The following is an 18,511-nucleotide window of genomic DNA, read 5'->3' as shown; positions in this document are numbered from 1 at the left end:
AATGCCCGTCGTCGTCGTGGAATCCCCGGCCAAGGCCAAGACCATCGAAAAATACCTCGGCGGCGATTATCGCGTGCTGGCCTCGTTCGGCCATGTCCGCGACCTGCCGCCCAAGGACGGCAGCGTCGATCCGAACGACGATTTCGCCATGAAATGGGAGGTCGCGGCAGACAGCCGCAAGCACCTCAAGGCGATCAAGGACGCGCTGAAGGACGACCAGACCCTGATCCTGGCGACCGACCCCGACCGCGAGGGCGAGGCGATTTCCTGGCACCTGCTGGAGGCGCTGTCACCGGCGCTGAAGAAGGGTGCGGCGGTCAACCGCGTCACCTTCAACGCCATCACCAAGACCGCTGTGACCGAGGCGATGGCGAACCCGCGCCAGATCGACCAGCCGCTGGTCGATGCCTATCTGGCGCGCCGCGCCCTGGATTACCTGGTGGGCTTCAACCTGTCCCCGGTCCTGTGGCGCAAGCTGCCGGGCGCGAAGTCGGCGGGCCGGGTGCAGTCTGTCTGCCTGCGCCTGATCGTGGACCGGGAAATGGAGATCGAGGCCTTCAAGGCCCGCGAATACTGGTCGGTCCATGCCCGCCTGGCGACACCGGGCGGCGCGGAATACGACGCCACGCTGGTGTCGCTGGCGGGCGCGAAGCTGGACCGCTTCGACCTGCCGACCGCGGAAAAGGCCGCGATGGCCGTCAGCGCGGTGGCCAGCCGCGACCTGCGCGTGACCAGCGTCGCCGCCAAGCCCGCGACGCGCAATCCCTGGCCGCCCTTCATGACCTCGACCCTGCAGCAGGAAGCATCCCGCAAGCTGGGCATGGGCGCCAAGGCCTGCATGTCGGCGGCCCAGCGTCTGTATGAGGCGGGGCTGATCACCTATATGCGGACCGACGGCATCGACATGGCGCCCGAGGCGGTCCATGCCGCCCGCGACGCGATCCGCGCCAAGTTCGGCGACAAATACGTCCCCGCCAGCCCGCGGATGTACAAGAACAAGGCCAAGAACGCGCAGGAAGCGCATGAATGTATCCGCCCCACCGACATGATGCTGTCGCCCGACAGGCTGAAGGTCACGGCGGACGACCAGCGCAAGCTTTATGACCTGATCTGGAAGCGCACCATCGCCAGCCAGATGGAAGCCGCCCGCATGGAACGCACCACGGTCGAGATCGCCAGCCCGGACAACCAGGTCGGCCTGCGCGCCACAGGCCAGGTCATCCTGTTCGACGGCTTTTTGCGCGTCTATGACCAGGGCCGCGACGACGACGACGGCGAGGACAGCGCCCGCCTGCCCGCGATCCAGCAGGGCGAGACGGCCACGTTGGTCGGCAAGGCGTTTGACGCCGAATTCGCCAAGGCCCGCGAAAAGGACGACCCCGCGCCCGCCGCCCCTGCGGGTCAGCGCGCCGCGTCCGGCCTGCTGCTGAACGACACCGCCGCCGTGGCCGCACGCCAGCATTTCACCCAGCCGCCCCCCCGCTATACCGAGGCAACGCTGGTCAAGCGGATGGAGGAACTGGGCATCGGCCGGCCCTCGACCTATGCCAGCATCGTCACCACGATCCAGGACCGCGAATATGTCCGCAAGGACAAGAACCGCCTGATCCCCGAGGACAAGGGCCGCCTGGTCACGATCTTCCTGACCAAGTATTTCCCGCGTTACGTCAGCTATGACTTCACGGCGGATCTGGAAAACGAACTGGACGAAATCAGCGCGGGCGACCTGGTCTGGCGCGAGGTTCTTGGCCGGTTCTGGAAGGATTTTTCAAAGGCGCTGGAAGGCACGTCTGAACTGCGCATCACCGAGGTTCTGGACGCCATCGACGAGGCGCTGGCCCCGCATCTTTATCCGCCGCGCGCGGATGGCGGCGATCCGCGCGTCTGCCCGGTTTGCGGCGCGGGACGGCTGAACCTGAAGACGGCGCGGTCGGGCGGGGCCTTCATCGGCTGCACGAATTATCCCGAATGCCGCTATACCCGCCCGATCTCCGCCCCCGACGGAGAGGAAGCCGTGGGCGACCGCATCCTGGGCGAGGATAACGGCGATCCGATCAGCCTCAAGACCGGGCGCTTCGGCCCCTATGTCCAGCGGGGCGAGGCGACCGAGGACAATCCCAAGCCTGCCCGCGCATCCATCCCCAAGGGCTGGAATCCGGCGACGCTGGATCTGGAAAAGGCCGTGCAGCTTCTGTCGCTGCCGCGTCCGGTGGGCAACCACCCCGAGGATGGCGAACTGATCGAGGCCGGGATCGGCCGGTTTGGTCCCTATGTGAAGCATGGCTCGAAATACGCGAACCTGCTGGACGTGGACGAGGTCTTCACCATCGGCATGAACCGCGCGGTCGAGGTTCTGGCGGCCAAGCAAACGCGCGGCCGCGCCGCTGCCGCCGCGCCGCTGCGCGAGTTGGGGGATCATCCCGACGGCGGCGCGATCCAGGTGATGAACGGGCGCTATGGTCCTTATGTGAAGTGGGAAAAGGTGAACGCCACCCTGCCCCGCGATGTTGCGCCCGAGGAGCTGACGGTCGAGCAGGCGCTTGAACTGATCGCCGCCAAGGCCGGCAAGTCGCCCGCCAAGAAAAAGGCCGCGCCCAAGGCCAAGGCCGCTGCGAAAAAGCCCGCCGCCAAGAAGGCCCCCACTCAAAAGTCCTCCGCCAAAAAGGCCGCCAAGGGCTAGAGTTCGTCCGCGATCCCGGCGGCTTCCGCCAGGAAGCGCTGACGGACGCTGGCCGCATGGGGGTTCGCCTTCAGGATCGTCGCCAGCAGTTCGGGAGAGTCGTCCTGGACCATGGCGGCGGCTTCCGCCAGCATCGCGAAGCTGCGGGTCGCCATGTCCCGCGGCAGGGGACCCAGCCGCGACAGGCTGCGCGCGATCAGATGCGTGAGGCCCTGGACCACCGCCATGTCCCGGTCGTGCTGGTCGGGGGTGGTGGGGATCACCTGCAAGCCCCTGGCCTTCAGAAAGGCTGCCAGCCGGCGGTCTCCCCGGCCACGCAGCGGGCACCAGGCGATGCGATGGCCCGCGATGCCGCCCGCCGCGCTGGCCGGACCGAACAGCGGGTGACTGGCGACGATCCCCACATGATCCGGCAGCAGGTCCAGCATCAGCCGCGCGGGTTCGACCTTGATCGACGACACGTCAATCACCGTCGACCCCGGCCGCAGATGCGGGGCGATGGCGCGCAGGACGGCTTCAAGCTGCGGCAGGGGCACGGCCAGCACCACGATGTCGGCGCGGGCCGCCTGCGCGGGATCGACCTGCGGCAGGTCGTTCGGCCGGACGCAGGGATCGCAGACGGACAGCGCCAGATGCGGGCGCAGATGCCGCGCGATCAGCTGGCCGAAGGCGCCAAAGCCGATGATGGACAGGGTTTCGGGACGCATGGGACGGACCTTCCGGGCTTGCGCAAGGCCGTTGTGATCTTTCCCGTCAACCGCACCCCGCGCGGTTGACATGACGCTGCCCCCGCTATGTCAGCGGGCGGTAATAGTTGGCGAAGGCAGCGTTGCGGGCGTTCATCCCCGTTTGATGGCGGCGGGCACCGCCGATGTCAACCATGCTGCACCGCCGCATTGACTTGGCCTGACGCGCAAGCGACAAATCCGCAGCGGTTCAATTTGGGGAGGGACAATGAAAAAGGTCTATGCCACGGCAAGCGAGGCCCTGGAGGGCTTGCTGCATGACGGGATGTTCATCGCGGCGGGCGGCTTTGGCCTCTGCGGCATCCCCGAACTGCTGATCGCGGCCATCCGGGACGCGGGCACCAAGGATCTGACGGTCGCGTCCAACAACTGCGGCGTCGATGACTTCGGACTGGGGATCCTGCTGCAGACGCGCCAGATCAAGAAGATGATCAGCAGCTATGTCGGCGAAAATGCCGAATTCATGCGCCAGTATCTGTCGGGCGAGCTGGAGTTGGAGTTCAACCCGCAAGGGACGCTGGCCGAACGGATGCGCGCGGGCGGCTGCGGCATCCCCGGCTTCTATACCAAGACGGGCGTGGGCACCGTCATCGCCGAGGGCAAGGAGGTCAAGACCTTCGACGGCGAGGATTACATCCTGGAACGCGGCATCGTGGCGGATCTGTCCATCGTCAAGGCCTGGAAGGCCGACGACACCGGCAACCTGGTGTTCCGCAAGACGGCGCGCAACTTCAACCCGCCGGCGGCGATGTGCGGCAAGGTCTGCGTGGCCGAGGTGGAGGAGATCGTCCCGCGCGGCAGCCTGGATCCCGACATGATCCACCTGCCCGGCATCTATGTCCACCGCATCGTGCAGGGCCAGCACGAGAAGCGCATCGAGCAGCGCACCACCCGCAAGAAGGAGACCGCGTAATGGCTTGGGATCGCAACCAGATGGCCGCGCGGGCGGCGCAGGAACTGGAAGACGGGATGTATGTGAACCTCGGGATCGGCATCCCGACGCTGGTCGCGAACTATGTGGGCGACAAGGACATCACGCTGCAGTCCGAAAACGGGATGCTGGGCATGGGCCCCTTTCCGTTCGAGGGCGAGGAAGACCCCGACCTGATCAACGCGGGCAAGCAGACCATCACCGAACTGAACCGCACCGCCTATTTCGACAGCGCCACCAGCTTCGGCATGATCCGGGGCGGCAAGATCGCCGCCGCCATCCTGGGCGCGATGGAAGTGGCCGAGAACGGCGATCTGGCCAACTGGATGATCCCCGGCAAGCTGGTCAAGGGCATGGGCGGCGCGATGGACCTGGTCGCGGGCGTGGGCCGGGTGATCGTGGTCATGGATCACACCAACAAGGCGGGCGAGTCCAAGGTCCTGCGCGAATGCACCCTGCCCCTGACCGGCAAGGGCGTGGTGGACCGCATCATCACCAACCTGGGCGTGCTGGACGTGGTCGAGGGCGGGCTGAAGATCGTCGAGACCGCCGAGGGCGTGACCGAAGAGGAACTGCGCGCCGCGACGGAAGCCACCATCGTCGGGTGACGCCCCGCGCAGGCTGGAAAAGGTGGCGGGGGGCCTTGCCCCCCGTCGCCGTTTCGGCGACTCCCCCCAGGATATTTGGACACAGAAGATGACGGGCATGACCGCAGACCAGATTGCCGCACTATTCACCCGCGCCGACGGGACATTTCTTTGTGCCCGCTGGGGACGGCCGGTGGCGCCCGTCATCTTTGGCCTGGCGGACGATAGTCTGGACATCTTTCGCGGCGCGATCCGGGCGGGCTTTGCCCATGCGCGCCATCCGCTGGCGGATACGGACCCTGACATGGGGGCGAACCTGATGCTGTTCTTCGTCCGCGACTGGTCCGACCTGAGGGACATTCCCGATCTTGACCGACTGACCGATGCGCCGGACCTGCCTGCCCGTCTGGCGCGGGCGGATGCGGACCAGTATCGGATGTTCCGCTTTGACGCCGATGGCGGCATCCGCGCCTGCCTGGGCTTCCTGCGCATGTCGGGGCCACTGGCCGACAGCCACCCTGCGCAACTGGCCGAGGCGCTGTTCATGCGCTGCGCGCTGACATTCGCGCGCGACATCACCCCCTCGGCAGACATCGCAGGGGTGATCCGCGCGGCCTATGATCCGGTTCTGCCGGTTGCGGCCACCGATCCTGCCCATGCGTTGCGGCTTGCGGCCCGTTTGGGGGGCGCATGATGCACAGCCTTGCCGTCCGCGTCTATTACGAGGACACCGACCTTGCCGGGATCGTCTATTACGCGAACTATCTGAAGTTCATCGAGCGGGGCCGGTCGGAATGGCTGCGTGCGCTTGGCGTTGACCAGCTGCGGCTGAAGACCGACAGCGGCCATGTCTTCGCCGTCCGCCGGATCGAGGCGGATTATCTGCGGCCTGCCCATTTCGACGACCTTCTGGCGGTGGAAACCACGCTGGACCAGATGACCGCCGCGCGGATCGTCGTCAGCCAGACCGTCAGGCGCGAGGGCGACCCGCTGTTCACGGCCAGGGTCACGCTGGCCTGCCTGGACGCCCAGGGCCGCCCGGTCAGGCTGCCGAAAGGTCTGGCGGAGACCTTGGCGTCAGGGTGAGGCGATTGGGTCGCACTGTCCGAAGGTGACGCCATTGTGTTGCATCAAGGGGCTGCAACCTTTGCCGGGAAGGCGCTAGAAGGCCTGAAAACCGACCGGAACACCGGCCGGGTCCGTGATGGATCACGACGAAAAGGCAGTGACGATGGAACCGATCCAGGCCGCGCAGGCAATTGATTTCTCGCTGATGGCGCTGTTTGCGCGCGCCTCGCTGACGGTGCAGGTGGTGATGGTGATGCTGATCGTCGCCTCGGTCTGGGCCTGGGCGATCATCATCCAGAAGTTCCTGGCCTTCGCCAAGGCCCGCAAGGAGGCCGCCCGCTTCGATCGCGCCTTCTGGTCCGGGGAACCGCTGGACGACCTTTACGACCGGCTGGGCGACCGCCCCTCGGGGGCGTCGGAACGCATCTTCGCGGCAGGGATGACCGAATGGCGCCGCAGCCATCGCGACGACGGCGCGCTGATCCCCGGGGGTCCTGCGCGCATCGACCGCGCCATGAACGTCGCCATCCAGCGAGAGGAGTCGCGCCTGTTCCGCGGCCTGTCCTTCCTGGCGACCGTGGGCTCTACCGCGCCCTTCATCGGCCTGTTCGGCACCGTCTGGGGCATCAAGACCGCCTTCGAGGGCATCGCCATGTCCCAGGACACCAGCCTGGCCGTGGTGGCCCCCGGCATCGCCGAGGCGCTGCTGGCGACCGCCCTGGGGCTGCTGGCCGCGATCCCGGCCGTCGTCTTCTACAACAAGCTGTCGGGCGACGCGGAACGCGTGACCGGCAACTGGGAGGCCTTTGCCGATGAATTCTCGACCCTGCTGTCGCGCCAGATGGACGAGGCATAGATGTCGGGCGCCGTCGTCAAGCGGGTCAGCCGCAAGGGCCGGGGCAGGCGCCGCAACGCGCCGATGGCGGAAATCAACGTCACCCCCTTCGTGGACGTGATGCTGGTGCTGCTGGTGATCTTCATGGTGGCGGCACCCCTGATGACGGCGGGCGTGCCGCTGAACCTGCCCCAGACCGCCGCGACCGCCGTTCCCACCGAGCCGGAAGAACCGCTGGTCATTTCGATCCCCGCCAATGGCGACGTGGTGCTGATGGACGCGCCCGTGGCGCAGGACCAGATCGTCACCCGCCTGCGCGAGATCCTGGCCCAGCGGCAAAGCCAGCGGGTCTTCCTGCGCGCCGATGGGGCGATCCCCTATGCCCGCGTGGTGCAGGTCATGGGCGCGCTGAATGCGGCCGGCCTTTCCGATATCGTGCTGGTGACGGATACCGGCGGGCCCAGGATGGACGGCTGACGCCATGGAGGACCGCGAGGATCGCATCGGCTGGTGGGTTTCGGGATCGGCGCATACCGCGCTGATCCTCTGGGCGATCCTGGGCGGGGTGTTCTTCCGCCCGCAACCGTCCACGCCGCTGCGCACGACCGAGGTGGCGACCATGAGCGGGGCCGAGTTCGAGGCCCTGGCCGCCGCATCGCGTGGCGCGGGGCCGGTCGGGCGCGAGGCCACGGCGGTGGCGACGATGCCCGCGCCTGCGATGGATCAGGATGCCGCGCAGGCACCCGCCGAGGCCAGCATCCCCGATGCCGAGGATGCGGCGCAGGATCTGGCCCAGCCCGACGGATCCGAGGCACGTCCCGACCTGTCCGATTTCGACCGGCCGGATCCTGTGGCCGTGGCGACCGATCTGGGCGCGCCCGCCGACAACCAGACTGCCGACGATGCCGCCCCTTTGCCGCCCGCCGATGGCGGCGTGCCGGCGGCCGGTGCGCAGCCCTCCCGGCCCGAGGCGCCCCCGGCCGATGCGTCCGCTGCGCCTCGGTCGGAACTGGCGCTTGACCGATCCGCCCTGCCCCGGCTGCGACCCGAAGGTCTGGTCGAACGCCGCAATGCGCGACTGGCGCAGCAAGAGGCCGAGCGACAGGCAGCCGCCGAGGCAGCCCGCGCGGCCGAGGAAGCGGCCCAGGCTGCCGCAGCCGCAGCCGCCGCCGAAGCGGAAGAACGCCGCCTGACCGCCGAGCGCGAGGCCGCCGAGGAGGCGCGCCGGGCCGAAGCCGAGCGGGCCGAGGAGGCCGAGCAAGAACGACAGGCAGCCGAGGAGCGCCGCCAAGCCGCCGAACGCAGGGCGGCTGCGGAACGGGCAGAGCGCGAGGCACAGGAACAACGCGAAGCCGAGGCCCGCGCAGAGGAGGAACGGCGCGAGGCGGAGGCAGAACGCCGGGCCGAGGAAGAACGCCGCGCCGCTGCCGCCCGCGAAGCGGAGGAACAGGAAGCCGAGCGCCGGGCCGAAGAGGAACGCCGGGCCGAGGCAGAACGTCGGGCTGAAGAAGAACGGCAGGCAGAGCGCCAGGCCGAGGCAGAGCGAAGGGCCGAGGAAGCCCGCGAAGCAGAACGCCTTGCCGAGGAAGCCCGCCAAGCCGAAGAAGAGCGCCGCGCCGCTGCAGAGGCCGCCGAACGCGAAGCCGAGGAACGTCGTCTTGCCGCGGAACGCGAGGCGGAAGAACGCCGCGCCGCTGCAGCCCGTGCCGCCGAGGAACAGGCCGCAGCCGAGGCAGCCCGCCAGCAGGCGCTGGAAGATGCGCTGCGCGAGGCACAGGATGGCAGCGCCGGTGCGGGCGGGACGGACACCGCCTCGACCGGGGATACGGCAGGTGGCAACAGCCAGATGATCGACGGGGGATCCGGCGCATCCGCCGTGCAGGATCCGCTGGCGGCGGCCCTGGCGGGGGCGATGTCGGGTTCCCCTGCCCCGGCAGATGCCGGTGGCACGCAGGGCGGCCTTGCGGAACCCATGCAACTTGCGCCGTCGGCCATCCGGCCCACGCCGCTTGACGACATCGACATGTCCAGCCTGTCCCAGGCCCAGCCCTTGTCGCAGGCAGAACGGGATGCCTTCCGCACCGCGCTGCGCCAGTGCTGGAACGAAGGCGCGCTGTCGGTCGAGGCGTCGGGCATGTCGGTCTCGGTGGCTTTCAGCATGACCGCCGATGCCCGGCCGATCGAGGCAAGCCTGCGGATTTCCGATTATCACGGCGGGTCCGAGGCCGGTGCCCGGCACGCCTTCGAGGTGGCGCGGCGGGCGATCATGATGTGCGGCGGCGCGGGCTTTCCCCTGCCCTTCGACAAATACAGCCGTTGGCGCGATGTGGTGGTCGAGTTTCGCCCAGACGGAATCGGGTTTGACTGAGGCCGGACCGGCCCTGTCGCAAGGATGATGAGGATATGATGCTTCGATCGCTGACTTTGGCCTTCTCGATGGCCCTTGCCGCTTCGCTGCCCGCCCTGGCGCAGGATGGTCCGCTGAAGATCGAGATCACCGATGGTGTGACCGAACCCATGGCCATCGCCATTCCCGCCTTTCACGGCGACGCCGCCGTGGCGCAGCAGATCCGCGACGTGGTGGCCGCCGATCTGACCGGCACCGGCCTGTTCCGCGAAATCTCCCGCGATGCCCAGGTCGCCCGTCCCGGCAGCTTCGGCGAGGCGATCGCCTATGAGGATTGGCGCGCGGTCAACGCCCAGGCGCTGGTTTCGGCCGAGGTGACGCAGGGGGGCGACGCGATCAGCGTCAAGTTCCGGCTGTATGACGTCTATGCCGGCCAGGCGCAGGGCGACGGGATGCAGTTCGATGCCCGCGCGACCGACTGGCGCCGGGCCGCGCACAAGATCGCCGACCAGATCTATGCCCGCCTGACGGGGGAACAGCCCTATTTCGACAGCCGCGTGGCATTCGTGCAGGAAACCGGGCCGAAGGACGCGCGGATCAAGCGCATCGGCGTGATGGACTATGACGGCCAGAACATCCTGTGGATGACCGACAGCGCGTCGCTGGTGCTGGCGCCGCAGTTTTCGCGCGACGGGCGGCGGCTGGCCTATACCAGCTTCGACAGCGGCTTTCCCCAGATCCGCGTGCTGGACATCGCCACGGTGTCGTCGCGCCCCCTGACGCAGGACGCGAACAGCATGGCATTCTCGCCGCGCTTCAGCCCGGACGGGCGCTGGATCGTCTATTCGCGCGAACAGGGCGGCAATACCGACATCTGGCTGATGGATGCCGCATCGGGGGCGCAGCGGCCGCTGGTCCAGTCGCCCGCCATCGACACCGCGCCCAGCTTCAGCCCGGACGGGCAGCGGATCGTGTTCGAATCCGACCGTTCGGGCAATCCGCAGCTGTATGTGGTGGGGATAAACGGGGGCGAGCCCTCGCGGATCAGCTTTGGCGACGGGCGTTACGGATCGCCTGCCTGGTCGCCCAAGGGGGACCTGATCGCCTTTACCAAGCAGGTGGGCAACCAGTTCCACATCGCCACCATGCGCACCGACGGATCGGGCGAAAAGACCCTGACCGGATCTTTCCTTGACGAGTCCCCGACCTGGGCGCCCAATGGTCGCGTCGTCATGTTCACGCGGGTCGCGCCTGGGGGGAACGGCCAGCCCAAGCTGCATTCGGTGGACATCACCGGGCGCAATATGCGACCGCTGAGCCTTGACTTTGCTGCCTCGGATCCCTCTTGGGGTCCCTTGATGCCCTGAAGCCCCGCGCCATAAGGATGACCCGATGATCGCCTGGAAAAAGCCTGCCGCCGCCGCCCTGCTGCTGACCCTTGCCGCCTGCGCGCAGCCCGCGCCCCCGGTGACGCAGACTGTCATGGACCCTTACGCCAATGCGGCGGGCGGCGCGCTGTATCAGGGCGATCTGGCGGGCGGCACCCTTGGGGCCGAGGCCACGCCCCAGTATTTCAACAACACTGTCGGGAACACGGTGCTGTTCGCCGCGAACCAGACAGCCCTGACGTCCGAGGCGCGCACGATCCTGGCGCGGCAGGCGCAGTGGCTGAACACGCATACGGGCTTCAACGCCGTCGTCCAGGGCCATGCCGAGGAAACCGGCACGCGCGAATACAACCTTGCCCTTGGCGCGCGACGCGCCGGGGCGGTCCAGGAATACCTGATCGCCCAAGGTGTCAGCCCCGACCGGGTCCGCACGCTGAGCTTCGGCAAGGAACGCCCGCGCGAGGTCTGCTCGGACGAGGCCTGCTATGCCCAGAACCGCCGGGCGGTGACGGTGGTCAGCGCGACGGGGGCGGGATCGTGATCACCCGCGCCATCGCCGCGGCCCTTCTGGCGGCGTCGCTGGCCTGGCCTGCGATGGCCCAGGAACCGACGCTGGCCGACCTGCGGGCCGACCTGAACGATCTGCGCGCGCAGGTGCAGACGCTGCGGGGCGAGTTGGTCGCATCGGGCGCGGCCGGTTTCCAGGCGGCAGGGGGCGACGCCGCCATCGACCGCATGAATGCGATGGAACAGCGGCTGGCCCGCCTGACCGACCGGACCGAACAACTGGGGAACCGCATCGACCGGATCACCGCCGATGCCAGCCGCCGCATCGCCGACCTGGAATTCCGCCTGTGCGAGATGGACGAGGGTTGCGACCTGTCGGCCCTGACCATGCAGGATCTGGGCCGCACCGGCATTCCGGTGCCGAACCTGGGTCCGGCAGCGCCCCAGGCCCAGCAAGGCAAACCTGCCGGAGCCGGCGAGAAGGCCGATTTCGATGCCGCCCAGCAGGTCATGGCCAGCGGTGATTTCCGCAGGGCGGCCGAGATGTTCGGGGCCGTGGCGGAATCCCATGCCGGCGGGGCGCTGACGGCCGAGGCCTTGTTCCTGCGCGGCGCGGCGCTTGACAGCGCGGGCGATGCCAAGGGCGCGGCTGCCGCCTGGCTGGAAGGGTTCGCCGCCGATCCCGACGGACCGCGCGCCGCTGAAAGCCTGCTGGGCATCGCGCGGGTGATCGAGGCCGAGGGGGACGCGACGGCGGCCTGCCTTTATCTGGCCGAAATCCCGGCGCGCTTTCCCGGCAGCCCCTTTGCCGCCGAGGCCGAAACCCGGCTCAGCCGCCTGGCCTGCGGAGCCAACGACCTGGGCGTCCCGCCGCCCGCATCTGACCCCGAGGCCGAGGCCGATCTGGCCGAGCATCAATAGCCGCCCATGACCCTGCCCCCCGCCGATCCGGCCCTTCGCGTGCATGCCGCCCTGGACCGGCTGGCGGGGGACATGCCAGCCATCGGCGTCGCGGTGTCGGGCGGCGGCGATTCCGTGGCCTTGATGCACATGATCGCCGACTGGGGCCGGGGCCGCAGGATCATGGTCGCCACCGTCGATCACGGCATTCGCCCCGAAAGCGCGGCCGAGGCGCGGCAGGTCGGCCGCGCCGCCCGTGCGCTTGGCCTGTCCCATGCCACGCTGGTCTGGCAGCGCGGGACGGAAACCGGAAACCTGATGGCCAATGCCCGCGATGCCCGGCTGCGCCTGTTGTCCGGCTGGGCGCAGCGCAACGACCTGCCTGCCATCGCCCTTGGCCATACGGCGGACGATCAGGCCGAAACCCTGCTGATGCGGCTGGGCCGGGGATCGGGGATCGACGGGCTGGCCTCGATGGCGGAATGGCGCGATGCCTTCGGCAGCCGCTGGCTGCGCCCGATGCTGGGGGCGGGCCGCCAGGATTTGCGGGACTGGCTGCGGATGCGGAACATTCCCTGGCTGGACGATCCCAGCAACGACAACGAGGACTTCGACCGCATCCGCGTCCGGCGTGCCATCTCGGCCATGGGCCTGGACATCGCCGCCCTTGCCCGCGCCGCGAATCACATCCAGGAGGCGCGCGACGCCCTGTCCCATTACGCGGCCCATGCCGCGCGGGATGCCGAGGCATATAACGGCAGCCTGACCCTGCCCCGCCGCGCCTATGGCGATGCGCCTTCGGAAATTCGCCGCCGCCTGATTGTGGCCGCCTGCCGCTGGATCACCGGCGCGGATTATCCGCCGCGCCGCAACACGGTCCTGCACGCCCTGAACGCCATCGCGACCGGGCACCGCGTCACGCTTGACGGCGCGCTGATCGAACCGGCGGGCGATCGGATCCGGCTGTTCCGCGAAGCAGCCGCCGCCTTGCGCGCCCCCGATACCCAGGACGGCATCTGGGATAATCGCTGGCATGTCAGCGGCTTGAAGCCCGGCCAGCATGTCGCGGCGCTTGGCATGGGTGAAGTCGCGCGGGTCAAATGGCGCCTGTCGGGCCTTGCCCGGGACGAGGCCGCCGCCACCCCCGCCATCTGGGAAGGCGACCGCCTGATCGCCGCCCCCCTGATCCGCCCGACCGCGCCCTATGACGTGCGGCCGGTGCGTGTTGCGTCACATTTCCGCAGGCTTGTCATGGCGCATTGAACCTGCGCCGATAATCCCTATTTTCAAGCCAAACCGCTTTCTGCCGGAGGTCCGATATTGGGCAACGCACGCAACCTGGCCTTCTGGGTCGTTCTTTTCCTGATGATCCTGGCGCTGTTCAATCTGTTCAGCGACGGGGCCACGACCATGAACAGCCGGCAGATCAGCTATTCCGATTTCATCCAGCGCGTCGATAACGACCAGGTGTCCGCCGTCACCATAGACGGCGAGGAACTGGCGATCATCGGCACCGACGGCAACCAGTATTCCACCGTCCGTCCCCAGGGCGAGGATATCGCGGACCGCCTGATCGCCAAGAATGTCGATGTGAAGGTGACGCGCCAGCAGCAGTCGGGCTTCATGTCCCTGCTGGGGGTCTGGCTGCCCTTCATCCTGCTGATCGGGGTCTGGATCTTCTTCATGAACCGGATGCAGGGCGGCGGCAAAGGCGGCGCGATGGGCTTTGGCAAGTCGCGCGCCAAGCTGCTGACCGAAAAGCATGGCCGCGTGACCTTCGACGACGTGGCCGGCATCGACGAAGCCAAGGAAGAACTGGAAGAAATCGTCGAATTCCTGCGCAACCCGCAGAAGTTCAGCCGCCTGGGCGGCAAGATCCCGAAAGGCGCCCTGCTGGTCGGCCCTCCGGGAACGGGTAAAACCCTGCTGGCCCGCGCCATCGCCGGCGAGGCTGGCGTGCCCTTCTTCACCATTTCGGGTTCGGACTTCGTGGAAATGTTCGTGGGCGTCGGCGCGTCCCGCGTCCGCGACATGTTCGAGCAGGCCAAGAAATCCGCCCCCTGCATCGTCTTCATCGACGAGATCGACGCCGTCGGCCGCGCGCGCGGCGTGGGCATCGGCGGCGGCAATGACGAACGCGAACAGACGCTGAACCAGCTTCTGGTGGAAATGGACGGGTTCGAGGCCAACGAGGGCATCATCATCGTCGCCGCCACCAACCGGCGCGACGTGCTGGACCCCGCCCTGCTGCGCCCCGGCCGCTTCGACCGCCAGATCCACGTCCCCAACCCCGACATCAAGGGGCGCGAGAAGATCCTGTCCGTCCATGCCCGCAAGGTGCCGGTCGGCCCCGACGTGGACCTGCGAATCATCGCCCGCGGCACGCCCGGCTTCTCGGGCGCCGACCTGATGAACCTTGTGAACGAGGCCGCGCTGATGGCCGCCCGCATCGGCCGCCGCTTCGTCAGCATGGAAGATTTCGAGAATGCCAAGGACAAGGTCATGCTGGGCGTGGAACGCCGCAGCATGGTCCTGACGCCCGAGCAGAAGGAAAAGACCGCCTATCACGAGGCGGGCCATGCCGTCGTCGGGTTGTCGTTGCCGAAATGCGATCCGGTGTACAAGGCCACGATCATCCCGCGCGGCGGCGCCTTGGGCATGGTAGTGTCCTTGCCGGAAATGGACCGCCTGAACTTCCACAAGGACGAGGCCAAGCAGAAGCTGGCCATGACCATGGCCGGCAAGGCCGCCGAGATCATCAAATATGGCGAGGAAGGCGTGTCGAACGGCCCTGCCGGCGACATCCAGCAGGCCAGCCAGCTTGCCCGCGCGATGGTGATGCGCTGGGGCATGTCCGACAAGGTCGGCAACATCGACTATGCCGAGGCGCATGAGGGCTATAACGGCTCGACCGGGGGCTTCTCGATCTCGGCCGCGACCAAGGAGTTGATCGAGCAGGAAGTTCGCGACCTGATCGAGGAAGGCTATCAGGAAGCGCGCCGCATCCTGATCGAGAAGGAAGCCGAATTCGAGCGCATGGCCCAGGGCCTGCTGGAATACGAGACCCTGACCGGCGAGGAGATCGGCAAGGTGCTGCGCGGCGAACCCCTTGGCGGGGACGACGACACGCCGGGCAGCCTGATCCCCTCGGTCACGGCGATCCCCAAGACGGGCAAGCCTGCCACGGGCGGCGATCCTGCCCCCGCCTGAACCGACAAGCCCCGGCCATCGCGCCGGGGTTTTTCTTTGGCCTTGCACCCCGGTGCGGTCCGGTGCATCCCCCTGCCAGCGAATTGGAGGGTCCGATGCGGATCGAGGACATCCCGGACATGGCGACGCTGCGCGCCCGTATCGACGAACTGGACGAACAGCTTGTGGGTCTTCTGGCGCAGCGTCACGCCCTGATTGCCCAGGCGGCCCGGATCAAGGAACGGATCGGCCTGCCCGCCCGGATTGATGACCGGGTCGAGGAAGTGGTCGCAAATGCCGGCCGTCACGCCGCATCGCGCGGCCTGGATCCCGCGCTGATCGAGAATATCTGGCGACAACTGGTCGAAGCCGCCATCGCGCAGGAAGACCGCCATCTGAACGGAGACCGCCCGTGACAGCAACGACGCCCATCTCAGCCACCCTGATCGACGGCAAGGCCTTCGCCGCCGACCTGCGCGCCCGCATCGCCACGCAGGTCCGGTCGATGAAGGACAACGGCATCACGCCGGGACTGGCCGTGGTGCTGGTGGGCGAGGATCCGGCAAGCCAGGTTTATGTGAAGTCCAAGGGGCGGATGACGCGCGAGGTCGGCATGAACTCGTACGAACACCGCCTGCCCGCCGAGACGTCGCAGGACGACCTGCTGGCCCTGATCGGGCGGCTGAATGACGATCCGGACGTCAATGGCATCCTGGTCCAGCTTCCCCTGCCCCCGCACATGGACGAGGCGGCGGTCATCAACGCCATCGACCCTGCCAAGGACGTGGATGGCTTTCACATCCTGAATGTCGGGCGGCTGGCAACCGGGCAAAAGGCCATGGTGCCCTGCACGCCGCTGGGCTGCCTGATGCTGCTGCGCGATCGGCTGGGCAGCCTGTCAGGCAAGAATGCCCTGGTGATCGGGCGCAGCAACATCGTCGGCAAGCCGATGGCTCAGCTTCTGCTGCGCGACAGCGCGACGGTGACGGTCGCCCATTCGCGGACCGCCAACCTGCCCGATCTGTGCCGCCAGGCCGATATCGTCGTGGCAGCCGTGGGGCGGGCGAACTTTGTCCAGGGCGACTGGATCAAGCCGGGCGCGACGGTGATCGACGTGGGCATCAACCGCGGCGATGACGGGCTTGTCGGCGATGTGGATTTCGATGCGGCGGCGCGCGTGGCCGGTGCGATCACCCCGGTTCCGGGCGGCGTCGGCCCCATGACCATCGCCTGCCTTCTGGCCAATACCCTGACCGCCACGGCCCGCGCCAATGGCCTGCCCGACCCCCAGGGCCTGACACCGTGACACCAGCCGCTGCATCTTCTGTGTGAAAATATCCCGGGGGAGTCGCGCAGGGCGCGACGGGGGCAGCGCCCCCTGTGCCGCATCAGCCGTCGAACAGCGTCCCCTGCTGCGCCGGCACCGGCGCCGCAAGCCCCAGATGCCGCCAAGCGCCCGAGGTCAGCTGCCGCCCCCGCGGCGTGCGCGCGATAAGGCCCTGCTGCAGCAGATAGGGCTCGATCACCTCCTCGATCGCGTCGCGGCTTTCGGACAAGGCGGCCGACAGGGTTTCCACGCCCACCGGGCCGCCGCCGTAATGGTCGGCCATCTGCAGAAGATAGCGCCGGTCGGCGCCGTCCAGCCCCATGTCGTCCACGCCCAAGCGTGTCAGCGCGGTATCGGCGATCTCGCGGGTCAGGCGTCCATTGCCCTCGACCAGGGCAAAGTCCACCACGCGGCGCAGCAGGCGACCGGCGATCCGTGGCGTGCCGCGCGCGCGGCGGGCGATCTCGCGCGTGCCCTCGGGGTCGGCGTCGATGCCCATCAACCGCGCCCCCCGCTGAACGATCAAGTCCAGTTCGGGGATCGTATAGAATTCCAGCCGCGTCGGGATGCCGAAACGGTCGCGCAGGGGCGTGGTCAGCAGGCCTAGCCGCGTCGTCGCCCCCACCAGCGTGAAGGGCTGCAACTCGATCCGCACGGTGCGCGCGGCGGGACCCTCGCCGATCACCAGGTCCAGTTCGAAATCCTCCATCGCGGGATAAAGGATCTCCTCGACCGCCGGGTTCATGCGGTGGATCTCGTCGATGAACAGCACGTCGCGGGCTTCCAGGTTGGTCAGGATCGCGGCTAGATCCCCCGCCCGCGCCAGCACCGGACCCGAGGTCATGCGGAAGTTCACGCCCAGTTCGCGGGCCATGATCTGCGCCAGCGTGGTCTTGCCCAAGCCAGGCGGGCCGAAGAACAGCGTGTGGTCCATCGCCTTGCCGCGCATCCGGGCGCTTTCGATGAAGACGCGCAGGTTGGCGCGCGCCTCGGCCTGGCCCACGAATTCGGACAGCATCTGCGGGCGCAGGGCGCGGTCCTCGGAATCGCTGTCCATCGGTTCGGGGCGCAGGGTGGGATCGGGCTGGATCATCCGCGCCCCCAGGGGCCATCGTCGCGCCGCCCGCCGCTGCGCGGAATGGGCGAGGCACGTTCGGCCATGGCCGGGCGCCCCTCCATCGCCGCAAGGCGGGCGATCCGATCCTCGGTCGCGGGATGGGTGGCGAACAGGCGGTCCATGCGTAGCCCGCCCAGCGGGTTGACGATGAACATGGACGCAGCCGCCGGGTTCTTTTCCGCCGGGATGTTCAGCGTGCGCCCCGCCAGTTGAGAGATCTTCGCAAGGGCCGAGGCCAAGGCACGCGGCTGCCCGCAGATCTGCGCGCCGGTCGCGTCGGCCTCGAATTCCCGCGCGCGGGAAATCGCCATCTGCACCATCATGGCGGCCATGGGGGCAAAGATCATCGCCAGGATCGCCCCAAGCCCGCCGCCCCGGTCGTCGCGCCCGCCGGTGAACAGCATCATGTTGCCCATCATCGCGATGGCCCCGGCCATGGTCGCCGTCACGGTCATGGTCAGGGTGTCGCGATGCTTGATATGAGCCAGTTCATGCGCGATCACGCCGGCGATCTCGTCGCGCGACAGGGAACGGACCAGCCCCTGCGTCACGGCCACGGCGGCGTTTTCCGGGTTGCGGCCGGTGGCAAAGGCATTGGGCTGTTCGGTGGGCAGCAGATAAAGCCTGGGCATCGGCAGGTCGGCGCGCCGCGCCAACTCGGCAGTCATGGCATAAAGATCGCCGCCCTGCTGGGGCGACAGTTCCACCGCGCCCTGCTGGCGCAGGACCATCTTGTCGCTGTTCCACCAGGAAAAGACGTTCATGCCACCGGCCAGCAGCAGCGCGACCACCGCGCCGCCCTGTCCGCCCAGCATCCAGCCCAGCACCATGACCAGGGCGGTCATGGCGGCCATCAGGATGAAGACCTTGGCGTTCCCGTGCATTGGCG

The 18,511-nt window shown here is 68.1% G+C and carries 18 protein-coding genes; 15 read left to right on the top strand and 3 right to left on the bottom strand.

Annotated features, from left to right (window positions below):
• Position 1 precedes the first annotated feature (1 nt).
• Positions 2-2,680 (top strand): type I DNA topoisomerase, encoded by a 2,679-nt coding sequence (topA, locus tag IEX25_RS02805; RefSeq protein ID WP_188713924.1) that lies wholly within the window; start codon positions 2-4, stop codon positions 2,678-2,680.
• Here topA and IEX25_RS02800 read toward each other — a convergent pair.
• A complete protein-coding gene (locus IEX25_RS02800) occupies positions 2,677-3,387 on the bottom strand; it encodes a prephenate dehydrogenase (RefSeq protein ID WP_188713923.1) in 711 nt (236 codons plus the stop codon). The genes topA and IEX25_RS02800 overlap by 4 nt on opposite strands.
• Before the next feature lie 247 nt (positions 3,388-3,634).
• On the opposite strand from IEX25_RS02800, the gene IEX25_RS02795 reads away from it, so the two are divergent.
• The 14 genes from IEX25_RS02795 (at position 3,635) to folD (ending at position 16,484) form a co-directional block, all read left to right on the top strand.
• Entirely contained in the window at positions 3,635-4,339 is a 705-nt protein-coding gene (locus tag IEX25_RS02795) for a CoA transferase subunit A (protein ID WP_103172262.1), read from the top strand.
• On the top strand, positions 4,339-4,965 hold the full coding sequence (locus IEX25_RS02790) for a CoA transferase subunit B (protein WP_103172261.1): 627 nt from the start codon (positions 4,339-4,341) through the stop codon (positions 4,963-4,965). Before IEX25_RS02795 ends, IEX25_RS02790 begins: the two co-directional genes overlap by 1 nt.
• Before the next feature lie 97 nt (positions 4,966-5,062).
• Complete coding sequence (locus IEX25_RS02785; RefSeq protein ID WP_188714003.1) at positions 5,063-5,638, top strand: hypothetical protein; 576 nt, start codon at positions 5,063-5,065, stop codon at positions 5,636-5,638.
• Complete coding sequence (gene ybgC, locus IEX25_RS02780; protein ID WP_188713922.1) at positions 5,635-6,030, top strand: tol-pal system-associated acyl-CoA thioesterase; 396 nt, start codon at positions 5,635-5,637, stop codon at positions 6,028-6,030. Before IEX25_RS02785 ends, ybgC begins: the two co-directional genes overlap by 4 nt.
• Before the next feature lie 118 nt (positions 6,031-6,148).
• Positions 6,149-6,868 carry a protein TolQ gene (tolQ, locus tag IEX25_RS02775; protein WP_370463824.1) on the top strand — a complete coding sequence of 240 codons (720 nt, stop codon included), beginning with the start codon at positions 6,149-6,151 and terminating at the stop codon, positions 6,866-6,868.
• Positions 6,869-7,324, top strand: a complete 456-nt coding sequence (locus tag IEX25_RS02770) for an ExbD/TolR family protein (protein WP_188713921.1) — start codon at positions 6,869-6,871, stop codon at positions 7,322-7,324.
• A 4-nt stretch (positions 7,325-7,328) separates the two neighbouring features.
• Positions 7,329-9,215 (top strand): cell envelope integrity protein TolA, encoded by a 1,887-nt coding sequence (gene tolA, locus IEX25_RS20290; protein ID WP_188713920.1) that lies wholly within the window; start codon positions 7,329-7,331, stop codon positions 9,213-9,215.
• Between the two features lie 38 nt (positions 9,216-9,253).
• Positions 9,254-10,561, top strand: a complete 1,308-nt coding sequence (gene tolB, locus IEX25_RS02760; protein WP_188713919.1) for a Tol-Pal system beta propeller repeat protein TolB — start codon at positions 9,254-9,256, stop codon at positions 10,559-10,561.
• Between the two features lie 25 nt (positions 10,562-10,586).
• Positions 10,587-11,123: a peptidoglycan-associated lipoprotein Pal gene (gene pal, locus IEX25_RS02755; protein ID WP_103172257.1), complete on the top strand. Its 537-nt coding sequence runs from the start codon at positions 10,587-10,589 to the stop codon at positions 11,121-11,123.
• Positions 11,120-12,010 (top strand): tol-pal system YbgF family protein, encoded by an 891-nt coding sequence (locus tag IEX25_RS02750; RefSeq protein ID WP_188713918.1) that lies wholly within the window; start codon positions 11,120-11,122, stop codon positions 12,008-12,010. The genes pal and IEX25_RS02750 overlap by 4 nt, the downstream gene beginning before the upstream one ends.
• Before the next feature lie 6 nt (positions 12,011-12,016).
• Positions 12,017-13,252 carry a tRNA lysidine(34) synthetase TilS gene (gene tilS / locus IEX25_RS02745; RefSeq protein ID WP_188713917.1) on the top strand — a complete coding sequence of 412 codons (1,236 nt, stop codon included), beginning with the start codon at positions 12,017-12,019 and terminating at the stop codon, positions 13,250-13,252.
• A gap of 57 nt (positions 13,253-13,309) precedes the next feature.
• Positions 13,310-15,199, top strand: a complete 1,890-nt coding sequence (gene ftsH / locus IEX25_RS02740; RefSeq protein WP_188713916.1) for an ATP-dependent zinc metalloprotease FtsH — start codon at positions 13,310-13,312, stop codon at positions 15,197-15,199.
• Positions 15,200-15,294: 95 nt separating this feature from the next.
• Complete coding sequence (locus tag IEX25_RS02735; protein ID WP_103172254.1) at positions 15,295-15,594, top strand: chorismate mutase; 300 nt, start codon at positions 15,295-15,297, stop codon at positions 15,592-15,594.
• A 14-nt stretch (positions 15,595-15,608) separates the two neighbouring features.
• Positions 15,609-16,484 (top strand): bifunctional methylenetetrahydrofolate dehydrogenase/methenyltetrahydrofolate cyclohydrolase FolD, encoded by an 876-nt coding sequence (folD, locus tag IEX25_RS02730; RefSeq protein ID WP_188714002.1) that lies wholly within the window; start codon positions 15,609-15,611, stop codon positions 16,482-16,484.
• Positions 16,485-16,566: 82 nt separating this feature from the next.
• Here the strand turns inward: folD and ruvB are convergent, their stop codons facing one another.
• Both ruvB and htpX read right to left on the bottom strand, forming a co-directional pair.
• Positions 16,567-17,598, bottom strand: a complete 1,032-nt coding sequence (gene ruvB, locus IEX25_RS02725; RefSeq protein WP_103172252.1) for a Holliday junction branch migration DNA helicase RuvB — start codon at positions 17,596-17,598, stop codon at positions 16,567-16,569.
• Entirely contained in the window at positions 17,595-18,506 is a 912-nt protein-coding gene (gene htpX, locus IEX25_RS02720; RefSeq protein WP_188713915.1) for a zinc metalloprotease HtpX, read from the bottom strand. The genes ruvB and htpX overlap by 4 nt, the downstream gene beginning before the upstream one ends.
• Between the last annotated feature and the right edge of the window lie 5 nt (positions 18,507-18,511).

Origin of the sequence: Paracoccus acridae, assembly GCF_014642735.1 — a bacterium.
GTDB lineage: Bacteria > Pseudomonadota > Alphaproteobacteria > Rhodobacterales > Rhodobacteraceae > Paracoccus > Paracoccus acridae.
The sequence above is the reverse complement of the archived record's forward strand: the minus strand, read 5'-3'. Positions and strand labels throughout refer to the sequence as shown.

Coding starts and splice junctions, on each gene's coding strand:
- topA (WP_188713924.1), top strand. CDS start 2: ATGCCCGTCGTCGTCGTGGAATCCCCGGCCAAGGCCAAGACCATCGAA.
- IEX25_RS02800 (WP_188713923.1), bottom strand. CDS start 3,387: ATGCGTCCCGAAACCCTGTCCATCATCGGCTTTGGCGCCTTCGGCCAG.
- IEX25_RS02795 (WP_103172262.1), top strand. CDS start 3,635: ATGAAAAAGGTCTATGCCACGGCAAGCGAGGCCCTGGAGGGCTTGCTG.
- IEX25_RS02790 (WP_103172261.1), top strand. CDS start 4,339: ATGGCTTGGGATCGCAACCAGATGGCCGCGCGGGCGGCGCAGGAACTG.
- IEX25_RS02785 (WP_188714003.1), top strand. CDS start 5,063: ATGACCGCAGACCAGATTGCCGCACTATTCACCCGCGCCGACGGGACA.
- ybgC (WP_188713922.1), top strand. CDS start 5,635: ATGATGCACAGCCTTGCCGTCCGCGTCTATTACGAGGACACCGACCTT.
- tolQ (WP_370463824.1), top strand. CDS start 6,149: ATGGATCACGACGAAAAGGCAGTGACGATGGAACCGATCCAGGCCGCG.
- IEX25_RS02770 (WP_188713921.1), top strand. CDS start 6,869: ATGTCGGGCGCCGTCGTCAAGCGGGTCAGCCGCAAGGGCCGGGGCAGG.
- tolA (WP_188713920.1), top strand. CDS start 7,329: ATGGAGGACCGCGAGGATCGCATCGGCTGGTGGGTTTCGGGATCGGCG.
- tolB (WP_188713919.1), top strand. CDS start 9,254: ATGCTTCGATCGCTGACTTTGGCCTTCTCGATGGCCCTTGCCGCTTCG.
- pal (WP_103172257.1), top strand. CDS start 10,587: ATGATCGCCTGGAAAAAGCCTGCCGCCGCCGCCCTGCTGCTGACCCTT.
- tilS (WP_188713917.1), top strand. CDS start 12,017: ATGACCCTGCCCCCCGCCGATCCGGCCCTTCGCGTGCATGCCGCCCTG.
- IEX25_RS02735 (WP_103172254.1), top strand. CDS start 15,295: ATGCGGATCGAGGACATCCCGGACATGGCGACGCTGCGCGCCCGTATC.
- ruvB (WP_103172252.1), bottom strand. CDS start 17,598: ATGATCCAGCCCGATCCCACCCTGCGCCCCGAACCGATGGACAGCGAT.
- htpX (WP_188713915.1), bottom strand. CDS start 18,506: ATGCACGGGAACGCCAAGGTCTTCATCCTGATGGCCGCCATGACCGCC.